The 13,770-nt window shown below is 69.2% G+C and carries 15 protein-coding genes; 8 read left to right on the forward strand and 7 right to left on the reverse strand.

From position 1 onward, the window contains the following. Positions 1-38: 38 nt before the first annotated feature. Positions 39-434 (forward strand): nuclear transport factor 2 family protein, encoded by a 396-nt coding sequence (locus tag ABZX92_RS06875; RefSeq protein ID WP_355555010.1) that lies wholly within the window; start codon positions 39-41, stop codon positions 432-434. Here ABZX92_RS06875 and ABZX92_RS06880 read toward each other — a convergent pair. From ABZX92_RS06880 to ABZX92_RS06900, 5 genes are all read right to left on the reverse strand, one after another. Next, positions 414-2,135: a hypothetical protein gene (locus ABZX92_RS06880; protein WP_355554866.1), complete on the reverse strand. Its 1,722-nt coding sequence runs from the start codon at positions 2,133-2,135 to the stop codon at positions 414-416. The genes ABZX92_RS06875 and ABZX92_RS06880 overlap by 21 nt on opposite strands. A gap of 62 nt (positions 2,136-2,197) precedes the next feature. Continuing rightward, positions 2,198-2,920 (reverse strand): class I SAM-dependent methyltransferase, encoded by a 723-nt coding sequence (locus tag ABZX92_RS06885; protein WP_355554868.1) that lies wholly within the window; start codon positions 2,918-2,920, stop codon positions 2,198-2,200. Positions 2,921-2,955: 35 nt separating this feature from the next. Next, positions 2,956-4,203: a cytochrome P450 gene (locus ABZX92_RS06890; RefSeq protein WP_355554870.1), complete on the reverse strand. Its 1,248-nt coding sequence runs from the start codon at positions 4,201-4,203 to the stop codon at positions 2,956-2,958. Between the two features lie 251 nt (positions 4,204-4,454). Continuing rightward, a complete protein-coding gene (locus ABZX92_RS06895) occupies positions 4,455-4,940 on the reverse strand; it encodes a hypothetical protein (RefSeq protein ID WP_355554871.1) in 486 nt (161 codons plus the stop codon). 53 nt (positions 4,941-4,993) lie between these two features. Continuing rightward, positions 4,994-5,254 carry a hypothetical protein gene (locus ABZX92_RS06900; RefSeq protein ID WP_355554873.1) on the reverse strand — a complete coding sequence of 87 codons (261 nt, stop codon included), beginning with the start codon at positions 5,252-5,254 and terminating at the stop codon, positions 4,994-4,996. A 171-nt stretch (positions 5,255-5,425) separates the two neighbouring features. Here ABZX92_RS06900 and add point away from each other — a divergent pair, with 171 nt between their 5' ends. After that, positions 5,426-6,430, forward strand: coding sequence for an adenosine deaminase (gene add, locus ABZX92_RS06905; RefSeq protein WP_355554875.1), 1,005 nt, complete (start codon positions 5,426-5,428; stop codon positions 6,428-6,430). On the opposite strand, the gene ABZX92_RS06910 is transcribed toward add, so the two are convergent. Further along, positions 6,410-6,949 carry an isochorismatase family protein gene (locus ABZX92_RS06910; RefSeq protein ID WP_355554876.1) on the reverse strand — a complete coding sequence of 180 codons (540 nt, stop codon included), beginning with the start codon at positions 6,947-6,949 and terminating at the stop codon, positions 6,410-6,412. The two genes, add and ABZX92_RS06910, sit on opposite strands and share 21 nt — an antisense overlap. 47 nt (positions 6,950-6,996) lie before the next feature. Here ABZX92_RS06910 and ABZX92_RS06915 point away from each other — a divergent pair, with 47 nt between their 5' ends. The 5 genes from ABZX92_RS06915 (at position 6,997) to ABZX92_RS06935 (ending at position 11,616) form a co-directional block, all read left to right on the forward strand. Beyond that, positions 6,997-7,851, forward strand: a complete 855-nt coding sequence (locus tag ABZX92_RS06915; RefSeq protein ID WP_355554878.1) for an SGNH/GDSL hydrolase family protein — start codon at positions 6,997-6,999, stop codon at positions 7,849-7,851. A 645-nt stretch (positions 7,852-8,496) separates the two neighbouring features. Next, on the forward strand, positions 8,497-9,384 hold the full coding sequence (locus tag ABZX92_RS06920) for an AraC family transcriptional regulator (protein WP_355554880.1): 888 nt from the start codon (positions 8,497-8,499) through the stop codon (positions 9,382-9,384). A gap of 75 nt (positions 9,385-9,459) precedes the next feature. Then, a complete protein-coding gene (locus tag ABZX92_RS06925; protein ID WP_355554882.1) occupies positions 9,460-9,828 on the forward strand; it encodes an STAS domain-containing protein in 369 nt (122 codons plus the stop codon). Positions 9,829-9,839: 11 nt separating this feature from the next. Next, entirely contained in the window at positions 9,840-11,108 is a 1,269-nt protein-coding gene (locus tag ABZX92_RS06930) for a tannase/feruloyl esterase family alpha/beta hydrolase (RefSeq protein ID WP_355554884.1), read from the forward strand. A 4-nt stretch (positions 11,109-11,112) separates the two neighbouring features. Next, positions 11,113-11,616, forward strand: a complete 504-nt coding sequence (locus ABZX92_RS06935; RefSeq protein ID WP_355555012.1) for an O-acetyl-ADP-ribose deacetylase — start codon at positions 11,113-11,115, stop codon at positions 11,614-11,616. A gap of 101 nt (positions 11,617-11,717) precedes the next feature. On the opposite strand, the gene ABZX92_RS06940 is transcribed toward ABZX92_RS06935, so the two are convergent. Then, positions 11,718-11,966 carry a DUF4242 domain-containing protein gene (locus ABZX92_RS06940; protein WP_355554886.1) on the reverse strand — a complete coding sequence of 83 codons (249 nt, stop codon included), beginning with the start codon at positions 11,964-11,966 and terminating at the stop codon, positions 11,718-11,720. Between the two features lie 89 nt (positions 11,967-12,055). On the opposite strand from ABZX92_RS06940, the gene ABZX92_RS06945 reads away from it, so the two are divergent. Further along, positions 12,056-13,765 (forward strand): BTAD domain-containing putative transcriptional regulator, encoded by a 1,710-nt coding sequence (locus ABZX92_RS06945; RefSeq protein WP_355554888.1) that lies wholly within the window; start codon positions 12,056-12,058, stop codon positions 13,763-13,765. The last annotated feature ends 5 nt before the right edge of the window (positions 13,766-13,770 follow it).

A 13,770-nucleotide genomic window follows, 5' to 3' on the forward strand; every position in this document is an offset into this window, starting at 1 on the left:
CGGTGCCTCGACCTAGTCAACAAGTTTAGTAGGTGGCCGTGAACGCATTCCGCAAGGCAGTAGAAGCACGCGACACCGATGCCATGGCTGCCTGCCTGGCCGACACCGTGGTGTTCACCAGCCCGGTCGCCTTCGCCCCGTACCCCGGCAAGCCCCTGACCGCCGCGATCCTGCGCGGGGTGATGCGCGTGTTCGAGAACTTCCGCTACGAGCGCGAGATCATCGACGGCCAGAACCACGCGCTGGTGTTCCGCGCCGAGGTGAACGGCAAGGAGATCCAGGGCTGCGACTTCCTGCACCTCGACGCGGACGGCCTGATCGACGAGTTCACCGTGATGGTGCGCCCGCTCTCGGCCGCGCAGGCCCTGTCGGAGGCGATGGCGGCGCAGTTCGAGCAGATCAAGGCCGAAGCACTAGAAGCGTTCAACTCCTAACGCGGCCAGCGCCAGGTCGAGGTTGGACAGGCCCTGCAGGTTGCGGCCGGTCTGCGCCTTCAGTTCCACGATCGCGACGTTGCGCTGGTCGTCGGCGGACATCTTCTTGAGGTCGGCGTCGCCGCGCAGCCCGTTCTCCCGCAGGAACACCATGACCGCGCCAACGCCGGCCAGGTCCGCGTCGTTGTAGGCCTGGTAGTTGGTCTGGTTGGAGAGCGACGTCATGACCACGATCAACGTGTTGCGCATGTCGTCGTGGGACATGGTGTTCAGCTGGTGCTGCGTCCGGAAACGCCCGGCCAGCAACACACCGCGGACGTAGAACGGGGCGGTGCCGACCCCGTGCCGGGCGAGGTCGCTGCCCAGTCCGATCTGGACCAGCTGCAGGTTCGTGTACCCCTGCAGCTCACGGCCGAGCCCGGTCTGCGCGCCGAGCTCGACGATGAGCACGTTGCGCATGTCGTCGGCGGTCATGGTCTTCAGCGCGGCGTCGTCACGGAGTCCGTTGCGGCGCAAGAAGACCAGCACCGCGCCCATACCGGCGAGCGTCTCGCTGTCGAAGCGCTGGTAGTCGTCCTGCTCGGTGCGGCCGGTCATCTCGACGATCAGCGTGTTGCGCATTTCCTCGGGCAGCATGAGGTTCAGCTGGTGCTGCGTGCGGAACCCGCCCGCGAGCAGCACGCCGCGGATCGGGAACGAGATGATCGCCCCGGCGCGCACCTCGACGTCGACGAACTCACTGCCCACACCGAGGATGCGCAACGCGAAGTCGCCCACGGCGAACGGCCGGTCGCCCACCACCAGCTTCGCCGCGCCCTCGTACCGGATCAGGCCGTCCGATCCTTTCGAGTGCACGACCACGGCCGCGTACGTGATCCCCTGGTCGTAGCCGCGTTGCTGCCGCAGCTCGACGAAGAACACGCGGCCCTTGCGCGGGAACGAGATCAGCACCGGCTTGCCCGGACCGGCGGCCATGTAGTTGAGCGCGTAAAGGCGGACGGTGGCCGGCAGGTCGCGGAGGTTGACGACGGACGAGCTGTCGCGGAACGCCTGCACCCGGTGCAGCTGGGCCGCGCACACCATCGGCCCGATGATCCGGTTCGCGGGCTCGTCGACGTACGGCCACTGCTTGTTCAGTCCGCCGTCCGGCAGCTTCGGGCTGGCCAGGCGGAGGAAGCTCGGCGGGGTGTCCCTCGCCGGGCCGTAGGTGCGCGCGCTCATCGAGGAGTACGGCGAGCCGTAGTCCGAGCCGTCGGTGCCGAGCTCGTGGGCCAGGCCGAAGCTGTGGCCGAGCTCCTCGGCGGCCACGTCGAACGGGGTGATGGAGTCGACCACCGTCACCTTGACCACTCGCTGACCACCGTCGGCGGACGGTACGAGCACGTCGTACCCGCCCCACCAGCCGGTCGGCCGGGCCATCCAGATCAGCAGGACGTCCACGAACGCGAAGTCGACCTGCACGGCGGTTTTCACCACGAGCTCGTGCAGGTCGTTCCGCTTGGCCTCGGTCGAGATCGGGCCCTGGTCGTGGATGGTGATCGGGTCGAACACCTGGCTGCTCACGTCGAAGTGCCCGCGCGAGGACCGCCACCAGAAGTCGCCCATGCTGTAGTCGATGCCGGGCCGCATCCAGTTCTCGAACTGCTCCCGCGTCCAGACGCTGTCCGTGGCCGCGTACTTCACCGGGACGACTGCGATCATGGTCGGCTCCTCTGCGTCCGCCTCGAGTGGACACAGAGGAACTCGACCGCCGGCCAAGAACGTTACGCGCCGGCCTCGTACACGCTGATGTGCCGTCTGCTGCCGGCCGTGAACTCCTCACCGTTCCAGCCACCCCAGCGATCGCGCAGCCGCAGCCCCGCGATGCGCGCCATGAGGTCGAACTCGGCCGGGTAGGTGAGCCGCTGCCGGATCGGGCCGAACCGGATGCCGTCCGCGCTGATCTCCACGTGGTTCTCGTCCAGCATCTGGGTGACCGGGTCGTAGCGGTTCACGTCGAACCCGACCCGGTCGATCTCCAAGGTCTCCACGTCGATGAACTGGTGGCGTGGCCGCGCGGCCCAGCCCGGCAGGCCGGACTCGATCACGAACACACCGCCGGGCGCGAGATGGCGTGCCGCGTTCTCGAAGCAACGCACCTGGTCGTCCTGGGTGAGCAGGTTGCAGATCGTGTTGTAGACCAGGTACACGAGGTCGTACGTGCGATCGGTGCCCACGCGGGACATGTCGCCGATCGTCACGTCGATGTCGGCGCCACCGGGTTTCTCCCGCATGCGCGCCACCATGTCCGGCGAGAGCTCGATGCCGTCGACGGCGACACCGGATTCGGTCAGTGGCAACGCGATGCGGCCGGTGCCGATCGCGAACTCCAGCGCCGACTTGCCGAACCCCGCCAGGAACCGCACGGTGTCGGCCTCGTCGCCGCGGAGCGAGTTGTCGTAGGTACGGGCTGTTTCGGGACCGAAACTCGGATTGAATCCCTTCACGAACCCCACGCTAAACCCGGCGGCCAGCGAGTTTTTCAGACGTCCCAGGTGATCGGCAGATGTTTGACACCGAAGATCGTCGACGTCGTGCGCACGTGCACGTCCTCCGGCGGAACTGCGAGCCGGATTCCGGGCAGCCTGCGCAGGAGTTCGCGGAAGCTCACGGACATCTCGATGCGCGCGAGTTCGTTGCCCAGGCACTGGTGCACGCCGTGGCCGAACGACAGGTGCCTGCCGCGGGGCCGGTCGATGCGGAACTCCTCCGGCCGCGGGCACTGGGCCGGATCGCGGTTGGCGGCGATCACCGAGCACATCACCGTGTCGCCCTCGTTGATCGTCACGTCACTGATCCGCACGTCCTCCAGTGCGTACCGGACGATCCCGGTATCCACAATGGACAGATACCGCAGCATCTCCTCGACCGCGGTCTCCATCAGCTCGCCGGGGTTGTCGCGCAACGCTTTCAGCTGCGCGGGATGGTCCAGCAACGCGAGCACGCCCAGGCCGAGCATGTTGGTCGTCGTCTCATGCCCGGCGATCAGCAGCAGGTTCGCCAGGCCGATCATCTCGTCGTCGGACATGTCGCTCGTGTGCGCGAGCTCGGACAGCAGGTCGTCCTCGCGGTTGGCGCGTTTTTGCTGCACCAGGCCCCACATGTAGCGGTGCATGCGAGTGCCGACCTCGATCAGGCCCTCCAGGTCGGTCGCCATGTCCAGCAGCTCGATCGTGTCGTCCTGGAAGTGCCCGCGGTCCTCGACCGGCACGCCGAGCAGCTCGCAGATCACCAGTGACGGGACCGGCAGCGCGAAGTCGCGGATCAGGTCCGCCGGCGGCCCCGCGGCGATCATGGCGTCGACGCGCCCCTCGACGATCTTCTCGATCTGCTCGGTGAGCGCCCGCATCCGGCGCATCGTGAACTGCCGCGCCAGCAGCCTGCGATACCGGGTGTGCTCGGGCGGGTCGGTCGTGATGAACGACCCGGCCCGGCTCTCGGCGCCGGCGAACTTGTCGCGCATCGCCGGGTCGAGCTTGTCCCGCAACCGCTTGACCTTGAACCGGTCCGCGCTCATCCGCGGATCGGACAGCAGGGCACGGGCGGCGTCCTGCCCGGTGACGAGCCAGAGCGGTTCGTCGTGGTGCTCGATCTGGTGGATCGGGCCGTCGGCACTGAGGCGGGCCAGGCGCGGCGCCGGGTCGAACGTGCTCGCGCGCTCCATCAGGTCGGCCGGCAACACGGGTCTCATCGCGTCGAGCGCGGCGTCCGGTTTCGAGGCAGTCGTCATCGCGGTCCTCTTCGGTGGAATGGTCGGTCGGCAATGCGGGGGATGTGCGAGTTCTAAACCGCCGAGAACTAAGGAAAGAACTGAACCGCGTTTCGTTCCGGAAGGGCCAAAGCTGGTTCGCATCCAGCCGATTGCGCCGAAATGGCCGCTTGAGCTGCGATAACCTCCTTGGCAGGAGAATGTCTTCCGTTGTCATCAGGAATACCTGACGCACCAGGCTGCCCTTTTGGTCGCCTGTCTCCATTGAAATTTCAAATCGGTCTTTGGGGCAAACGGACTAGCGCCCGCAGCTGCGCCATGTCGTGCAGGTCGCGCTCGCGCGGCTCGTAGCCCTGGTGGAAGCAGATCTGCTGCTCAGCGGACAGGCACGGCACGGTCGCGCCGAGGATCGTGCCGGTGACGAAGCACTCCGCCGGGTAGCGAAACGGTTCGACGGTGAGCGAGGACTGTTCGGCGCTCCCGTCGGGGGCGAAGCGGAGTGGGTGCAGGTCGATCTCGCGGCCTCCCGCGTCCGTGAGCACGAACCGCACCGGCCGCCACGAAAGCGTTTCGACGAACCCGAGCGCGGCCAGGGCGTTGAGCACCGCGGGTTCCTGCTCCTCGCGGTGCATCAGGTCGAGGTCGTCGTGGGGCCGGGTCTGCTTCCCCACCAACGCGTCGACACCCCAGCCTCCGCCGATCCAGACGTCGTTGCCGTCCAGCGCGGCCAAGATCTCCAGGACGTGCTCAGCGATCACCGAGTCAGACAATCACCGGAGCCGGAACGGGTCCAACGCATTTGGCCGGTGACCTACCTCTCCCGGCCGGTGGCGGCGTCCCACAGGCGCACCGTGCGGTCGGCGCCACCGGTGGCCACGGTCTTGCCGTCCGGGCTGAATGCGCGCACGCCGGTGGTCGAGCCGTCCAGGTGAGCGATTTCCTTGCCGGTGCCGACGTTCCGGACTTGAGCTTTGCTGCTGCCGAGGTAGGTGGTGGCGATCTTCTCGCCGTCGGGACTGAACGTCATCCGGACGAAGCGCTGCCGCGGGTCGGGGCTGATGGTCGCGGTCACCTCGGCGGTGGTGACGACCGCCCCATGGCGTTCCGGGAGCTGCTACGTTCGAGATCGTGCCGGACTTCAAGCTGCCGCTCTACGGCGCTGACACCGAACGCGGCGACCTCGCTCCCTGAGTCGCCCCGTTCCTCCCGACACCTTTCACCGTTCGTCCCAGGGAGCTTTGCCATGCGCTCGTTCATCCACGCCCTGCCCAAAGTGGAGCTGCACCTGCACCTCGTCGGCTCGGCCGGCCTCGACACCGTGCTGGAGCTGGCCCGCCGCCACCCCGAGGCCGGCGTGCCCACCGACCGCGCCGAACTGGAGCGCTTCTACACGTTCCGGGACTTCGACCACTTCCTGAAGGTCTACTGGGCCGTGCAGTCGATGCTGAAGGGCCGCGCGGACATCCACACGCTCGTCGTCGGCCTGGCCCGTGACCTGGCGGCGCAGAACGTCCGGTACGCCGAGGTGACCGTGACGCCGTACAACCACGTGCTCGACGGCATGTCCGCGGACGAGGTGTTCGCGGGCCTCGCTTCCGGCCGTGCGGAGGCTTTGCGGTTGGGCGTCGACCTGGTCTGGTGTTTCGACATTCCCGGCGAGAAGGGCCTGACCGGCGCGCGCGAGACGCTGGCGTTCGCGCTCACCGGGCGTCCGGACGGCCTGGTCTCGTTCGGGCTCGCCGGTCCAGAGGCCGGCGTCGGCCGGGCCCAGTTCGCGCCTTTCTTCGACGCGGCACGGGAAGCGGGCCTGCACTGCGTTCCGCACGCGGGGGAGACGACCGGTCCGGAGACGATCTGGTCGGCGTTGCGGGACCTGAAGGCCGAGCGGATCGGGCACGGCACGAGCTGCGTCCAGGATCCCGCGCTGGTTGAACACCTGGCGCTGAAGGGGATTCCGCTGGAAGTGTGCCCGACGTCGAACGTCCGCACCCGGCAGGTGGCGTCGATCGCGGATCATCCGGTGCGGCAGATGCTCGCCGCCGGCCTCGTCGTCACGCTGAACACCGACGACCCGCCGTTCTTCGGCGCCACGCTGGAGGGTGAGTACCTGGCGGTGGCTTCGGCACTGGAGCTGGGGCACGCGGAAGTGGCCCGGCTGGCCGAAAACGCCGTGCTGGCCTCGTTCCTGCCCAACGCGCGCAAGACGGTGCTGCTGGAAGGGATCTCTTCAGTGCTGGCCGCGAGGTGAGCCTCGGAAGATCTGCTCCGCGGGTGTGACCGTCACGGTTCCGCCGGGGTGCACGGCATTGCTGAGGATCCGGTTGTGCCTGGCGATGATCTGTTCGGCGGTGAGCCCGGCCTCGGGATCCGCGGCCGTCGAGTGCCCGTCCTCGACCAGAATAACGTCGAACCCGCGGCTGACGGCTGCCCGCACGGTCGCGTCGACGCAGTAGTCGGTACCCACTCCGGCGAGGACGATGGTGTTGATGTCGTGGAGCGCTTCGGCGAGGCCGCTGCGGTAGAAGCCGTCGGTCGCGGTCTTCTGGATCACCGTGTCCGTCTGCCGCAGCCTGAGGCGTTCGGCGAGCCGGGTGCCCGGCGCGTCACGTTCGAAATGCGGCCCGCCAACCTGCTGCAGCGCAATGACCCGCACGCCTTGCGCGCGTGCCCGGTCCGCGAGATCCGCGATCCGGTCCGCCAACTCGGTTCCTTCCCACACCATCGGGATCAGCACCTCTTGCATGTCGACGATCACCAACGCTTCCACGCTTTTCAAGCTAGCGTGGGAAGGACATCAACACTGGGGGTTTCACCGTGAAGAGAACCATTGCCGTCCTCGCGGCCGTCGTGGCCGCTCTGGGGATCGCGCCGACCGCGAACGCCGCCCGCCCGACTTCCCTTGTGCTGCTGGGCGACTCCTACGCGTCCGGCACGGGAGCCGGTGCCTATCAAGACGGCACCGCCGGCAACTGCTGGCGCAGCAACAACTCCTACGGCGAACAGGTGGCCTCCCGCCTGCGCGCCCAGGGCAGGCTCACGTCGTTGACGAACGTCACCTGCAGCGGCGCCGCCACCGCCGACCTGTCCCGCCCGTTCAAGGACCGCCCGGCCCAGCTCGACTCGCTGCGGCGCGACACCGACCTGGTGCTGCTCTCCATCGGCACCAACGACATCGACTACGCGGACTACGGCGGCACCTGCATCCAGGCCGACTGCACCGGCGCGCCAACCGAGGCGATCCTGGCGAAGCTGCCGCAGATGGGTCGCGGCGTTTCCGCGCTGCTCACCGAAATCCGCAAGCGCAGCCCGTACGCGCGGGTGATCCTGGTCGGCTACGGTCGCCAGGTGTCCACTTCGGGCAACCCTCCCGGCGCCACGCTCGACCCGATCTGCGGCGACGGCATCCTCACCACCGAGGAACGCCGTGAGGGCAACAAGGTCGCGGACGGCCTCGACGCCACGCTCCGCTCCGCCGCCGCCCACACGGGTGCGGTCTACGCCAGCCCGTTCGCCTACCCGGACAGGTTCGCCGGCCACGCTCTTTGCGAGGCGGGCACGCCGTTCCTGCGCGGGTTCGACGCGCTGGCGCCCGGTCAGGAGGGTCCGGAAGCGGTGTTCCACCCGAACCAGCAGGGTCAGGCCGCACTGGCCACGCTCGTCCGGGTCTGAGCTCGGCAGGCGGAACGCTCTGCGAAGGATCGAGGTAGCGCGTTCCGCCTGCCCGCAGCACCGTTTTCGTCAGCACGTCGTTGGCTCGCACCACGGTCCGCGCTGCTGCTCAGCTGACGACGTACGTGTCGGCGTCGTCGAACTTGAGGCCTTCCGTGCTCGCGCCGGAGCAGCTGACGGCTTCGAGCTCGCGCCGCCCGTAGCGGATCCTGAGCCTGCTCTCCAGCTAGTCGAACGAACCGGCGTCGACGAACGCACGCTGGTCCGCCACGAGCTGCGCGGACGAGCCGTAGCGGAGCCGGTGCCGGTGAACGGTTTCGGTCGCGGGCACCAACTACAGCGCGGCCAGCTCTCCCGGCGGGGTGAGGACCGGACCTCGTGGACCGTGTGGAGCGTCGTCATGTCGACCACCACGCCGTTCGGCGCCTGCGCCAGGCCCTCCAGCGAGTGCCCGGCACCGCGCGGCACGACCAGCGCGTTCTCCCGGAGCACCGCGCTGATCTCGGCGATGCCGGACGGGCCCAGCGGAGGGGGGCCTCGTCGGTGTGGAGCATGAGCCCACTGTGCGAGAGGAATGATCCGTACTGCCGATGGACACCGCCGCGCCGGGCGAGGATCGTGCAGCTTGTGGAGCAGGTCGTCGAAGTGACTGACTTGGACGCGGCACACGAGGTCCTCAGCGCGGCGTACACGCGGTTGCGCATCGACGGCGGCCGAGATCGGTCGCTGATGAGGATGACCTCGCGAATGCTCGGGCGTGTCCGGTTTGACCGGATCGGCGGCCACATCGGGCTCGAGGCGACCGGGGATCCGCTGCGCAACTACGTGTTCGGGTATGTGGAGTCCGGCTGGGTCCGGCACAGTTCGGACGGTGAGGACCGGTTGTCGCGACCAGGCGACGTGTTCCTCAGCGCGCCGCCCGACCGGCCGTTCGGGGCGGCGATCGACGATCCGAAGGCGTCGATGGTCGTGCTGAGCCAGGCCGTGCTCGACGAGGTCGCCGACGAGGTGACCTTCGCGGGCTGCCGTCCTCTCTCGCCTCAAGCTGCCGCCGCGTGGAGGTCCACCTGCGCGCACCTGCGCGACGAGGTGCTACCGGTGTTCGAGGACTCACCGCTCGTGGTGGCCAACGCGACACGTCTGCTCGTGGCCACAACACTGGCCGCTTTCCCCACCAATGCGTTCAACGAGTCCGTTGCGGATCGGCGTGATGCGCATCCTCTGACCGTACGGCGCGCGGTGGCGTACATCGAGAACAACGCCGCCGACGACATCACGGCCGCAGACATCGCCCACGCCGCACGAGTGTCCATCCGCGCGATACAGCTCGCGTTCCGCCGTCACCTCGACATGACGCCGATGGCGTACCTCCGACGCGTGCGCCTCTCGTGTGCCGATGCCGACCTGCGCGCCGCGAACGGCTCCGTCACGGCCATCGCCGCCCGTTGGGGCTACGCCCGTCCGAGTGTCTTCGCCGCTCACTACCGCTCCGCCTACGGGGTGTCGCCCTCGCAGACCCTGCGGTCACGCTGAGGATGCTTCGCTTTTTGGCCGGTGCCTTCGCTTCCGCTGCTATCGCTGGCGTTTCGGGTGCGCTGAAGTGATCCGATGACCGCCTGTGAGACGAGCCCGTTCGCCGTGCGGACGAAGCGCACGGGCACCCGGTTCGTGGCCACCTGCCGCGGCGAGGTGGACGTGACGACGTGCGACCTGTTCTTCGCCGCCGTGCTGCCCGGCATCACCGACACCGACACCAGCCGCGTGTCGATCGACCTGGGCGACGTGACGTTCCTGTCCGCGAGCGGCCTGCGCAGCCTCCTGCTCCTGCTGTGCGCCGCGCACCACAACGGCAAGTCGTTCGACCTGCACCGCACCCAGCCCCAGGTCCGCCGCGTGCTGGACCTGTTCGGCTTCACCACGTTCAAAGCGGGCCTTGTGTGGGACGCAACCATGTCGCCGACGGGTCGCTCTCACTAGCTTGACCAGCTATGTTGCTCCCGCTGGTACTAGTACTCGCGCTGACCCCGCCGACGGCCGCGGTGCACGTTCCGGGCGCCGAACATCAGCAACTGGCCCGCCTGTCCGACCTCACCACCACGGGCCTGGTCGCCACCGGCCACACCGACCCGGCCGACTGGGCGGGCCTGACGAGCGCCACGCTGCCCGTGCCCGCGGCCGTCCCGGGCATCCAGATCGACGGCTACTTCCCGGACACCTCCACTTCCAACACGAACCACGGCTGGGCGCACGACTCCCAGTTCGTGCTGCGCCTGCCAGACCACTGGAACGGCGGCCTGGTCGTCACCGGCGCCCCCGGCGTGCGCGAGCAGTACGCCAACGACCGCGCCATCTCCGACTGGGTCCTGTCCCGCGGCTACGCCTTCGCTTCCACCGACAAGGGCAACACCGGTGCCCAGTTCTACCGCGACGGCCGCGCGATGGAGGAGTGGAACCGCCGCTTCACCGAGCTCACGATGGCGGCTCGCGTGGCCGTTTCTCGACGTTACGGCCACTTTCCGCGCCGGACCATCGCCACCGGCATCTCCAACGGCGGCTACCTGGTCCGCTGGCAACTGGAGAACCGCGCCCACCTCTACGACGGCGGCGTCGACTGGGAGGGGACACTGTGGACGGTCGACGGCCCCAACCCGCTGACCTTCCTGCCTCCCGTCCTGCGTTCGTACCCTGCTCATGCCGCAGGTAGTTCGGACGCCCACGAGGCGATGGTCGCCGCAGGTTTCCCCGCCGGCACGGAATTCCTGTGGGACTACCACTACCGCTACTACTGGGACCTGACCCAGCGCATCTACCGCGAGGAGTTCGACCCCGGTTACGACGGGGCTTTGGAAGCCGGAGTTCCGTTCTGCGCTTCTGGAACACCTTCGTGCGACGCGGACTACTCCTATGCCGCCCGCCGCCGCATCGCCGGCCCCGCGATCTCTCGCATCGCCTTGGCCGGCAAGCTGAAGCGTCCGCTGCTGACCGTGCACGGCACCTACGACGTACTCCTGCCCATCAGCCAGGACTCCGACGTCTACGCGGCCATGACCCCAGACCGCCTGCACCGCTACTACCGCGTCGAGCAGGGCACTCACGTGGACGGCCTGGTGGACGCCTACCCGGACCGCCTGCGCCCTCTGGCCCCGTGCCACCGCGCGGCTTTCGTTGCGCTGGAACGCTGGCTGGACGGTGTCACGCCGCCTCCGTCCACGACCTTGCCGAGGCCTGCGGACGTGGCCACCTGCCCGCTGTCGTGATCCAATCCGGGACGTGGCCACCATCGAGTACGTCCTGGGCGACATCACCGAGCAGCACGTCGACGTGATCGTCAACGCCGCCAACTCCTCACTGCTGGGCGGCGGTGGCGTGGACGGCGCGATCCACCGCAAGGGCGGCCCGGAAATCCTCGCCGAGTGCCGCAAGCTCCGTGCGGGCCACTACGGCGGCGGCCTCAGGACGGGCCAGGCCGTGGCCACCACCGCAGGCCGCCTGCCCGCGCGGTGGGTCGTGCACACCGTCGGCCCGGTGTGGTCGGCCTCGGAGGACCGCTCGGAACTGCTGGCCGACTGCCACCGCAACTCGCTGCGGGTGGCGGCTGAGCTGGGTGCCGCGTCGGTGGCATTCCCGGCGATCTCGACCGGCATCTATCGGTGGCCGGTGGAGTCGGCGGCGCAGATCGCACGGGCTGCGGTGGCGGACGCACCGGTGGCGTTGGTCAGATTCGTGCTCTTCGACCCGGCCGCTTACGCGGCATACGTTGGCTAGCTGTACGCCGGGCTTTGTCGCAAGTTTCGAGGTGGTACGAGAAGCCGCCGCGGGCGATGCCGTAACCAACGGCATCGCCCGCCGGTACGAGTCGAACTCGCCTACCCCTGCACGACCGGGTAGATCTCGTCGGCGACGAGACCGTGCGCTTCGCGGTGCACTCTGTGCGCCGCCTCCGCGTCCGGGGCGTCCACCAGGCAGAAGACCTTGCCCGCCTGGTCGTCGACCCAGTAGCTGAGGTAGCGCACGCCGTGCTGGTCCTGGGTGCGCAGGTCGGCTTCGTGCGCCTCCGCCACGTCTTTCGCGGTGGCGCCGTCGGGCAGTTCGTTGTGGACATCCATGAACAGCATCGCGTTCCTCCTTTTTCGATGTGCGGGCCGAGGTTAGGCAGCACGGCGTTCCCCGAGCGTTCCCAGACGGGCCGACGTAAGGTCGGCCCATGCCTGCCACCTGTCAGGTGCGTGTGCTCGGCGGGTTTGGCGTCACCGTGGACGGCAGCCCCGTCCCCAGCCACGCCTGGCGCAGCCGGAGAGCAGCCGACGTGGTGAAGCTCCTGGCGATCGAGACCGGGCACCGGCTGCACCGCGAGCAGGTGATGGAGCTGCTGTGGCCGGACCTGCCCGTCGACGCGGCGGGCGCGAACCTGCGCAAGGCCGTGCACTACGCCCGCCGGGCGCTCGGCGACCCCGGCGCGATCGCCGTGGAGGGCCAGGTGCTGGCGTTGTGGCCGGGCGGATGCCTCGACTGCGACCTCGAACGGTTCAACCGGACCGCGGACGCCGCGCTGGCGTCGGGCGACCCGCGGGCGTGTGCCACGGCGGCCGCGGCCTACGGCGCCGACGTGCTGCCGGACGATCGGTACGAGTGGTGGGCGGAGGAGCCGCGGGCCAAAGCGAGGAACCGCTACCTCGCGTTGCTGCGCGCCGCCGGTGACTGGACCCGGTTGCTGGAGCTCGACGCGACCGACGAGGAAGCGCACCGGGCGATCATGCGGCGTCACCTCGCGGCCGGGCGGCGCCGCGAAGCGTTGCGCCAGTTCGAACGACTGCGGGACGCGCTGCGGGAACTCGTCGGCGTCGGACCGGACGGCGAGACGGTCGCCCTGTACGAAACCGCGCTGGCCGAGGGGACCGAGCCGCCGTCGGTGCGGCAGACGGTCGCGGTGACCCTGGCCAACGGGCTGGTCGCCTGGGGACGGCGCAACGTCGAGGAGGCCGAGCGGCTGGCGAGGAGAGCACGGGCGCTGGCGGTGGACGCCGGCCTCGGGCACGAACTGGGCGAGGCGTCGAAGCTGCTGGCGCTCGTGGCCTACGCCCGAGGCACGTGGCACGAGCAGTTCCGGCACGAGTTCGCCGACTCCGTCAGGCGGTCCGCGAGCCTGGAAGGCGCCGTGTTCGACGCGCATTTGTGCTTCCAGGAGTTCTACCTCTACGGACCGGAAGGCCACGAGGGCGCGGAGTCGTTCGGACGGGACCTGCTCGGCATCGCGACCTCCGCGGGCTCGGCGGCCGGGCGGGCGCTGGCCCACCTGCTGCTGGGCGAGTTCGCGCTGTTGTCCGGCCACCTCGACGAGGCGACCACGCACCTCCAGCAGTCACTGGCCGACGCCGAGCGCGCGGGGTGCCTTTCCGCGCAGAGCATCTCGCTCGAACGTGCCGCGGAAGCGCACGTCCGGCGCGGCGACCGGACCCTGGCCGGCGCACTGCTCGACCGTGCCATGCCACTCGCCCGCGCGGCGGGCATCCGATCCCACCTCGTCATCCGGCTCCACGGACTGCGCGTGCTCGCCGCCGACGGGCCGGTCGAGACGCTCGCTGCGGTCCGCGACGGCGAGCGCTTGATCGCCGAGGCGGCACACGTGTGCGATCCGTGCTCGATGGCGTTCCGGATCGAAGCGGCCCGCGCCTGCGCCAGGGTGAACGACCTGAGCCGGGCGCGGTGGCACCTGGCCGAGGCGGAACGGATCAGCGGGCTGTGGCAGGGCGGCCCGTGGTCGGCCGCGCTCTGGGAGGTCAGGGCCGAACTGCGCAAGGCGGCCGGGCAGGCCGCCCTGGCCGCCGCGTTGTTCCTCGAAGCGGCCGAGCTGTACCGCACCCTCCACAGACCGATCGAGGAGAACCGCTGCCGGGCCGCCGCCATGGTCGTTTGACGGAG

Origin of the sequence: Lentzea sp. NPDC006480, from assembly GCF_040611995.1 — a bacterium.
Classification (GTDB): Bacteria; Actinomycetota; Actinomycetes; order Mycobacteriales; family Pseudonocardiaceae; genus Lentzea.

Bases quoted from the DNA above. Each gene is read 5' to 3' on its own strand.
- ABZX92_RS06940 (WP_355554886.1), bottom strand. From the start codon at position 11,966: ATGCTGTTCATGGATGTCCACAACGAACTGCCCGACGGCGCCACCGCG.
- ABZX92_RS06930 (WP_355554884.1), top strand. From the start codon at position 9,840: ATGTTGCTCCCGCTGGTACTAGTACTCGCGCTGACCCCGCCGACGGCC.
- add (WP_355554875.1), top strand. From the start codon at position 5,426: ATGCGCTCGTTCATCCACGCCCTGCCCAAAGTGGAGCTGCACCTGCAC.
- ABZX92_RS06890 (WP_355554870.1), bottom strand. From the start codon at position 4,203: ATGACGACTGCCTCGAAACCGGACGCCGCGCTCGACGCGATGAGACCC.
- ABZX92_RS06945 (WP_355554888.1), top strand. From the start codon at position 12,056: ATGCCTGCCACCTGTCAGGTGCGTGTGCTCGGCGGGTTTGGCGTCACC.
- ABZX92_RS06880 (WP_355554866.1), bottom strand. From the start codon at position 2,135: ATGATCGCAGTCGTCCCGGTGAAGTACGCGGCCACGGACAGCGTCTGG.
- ABZX92_RS06925 (WP_355554882.1), top strand. From the start codon at position 9,460: ATGACCGCCTGTGAGACGAGCCCGTTCGCCGTGCGGACGAAGCGCACG.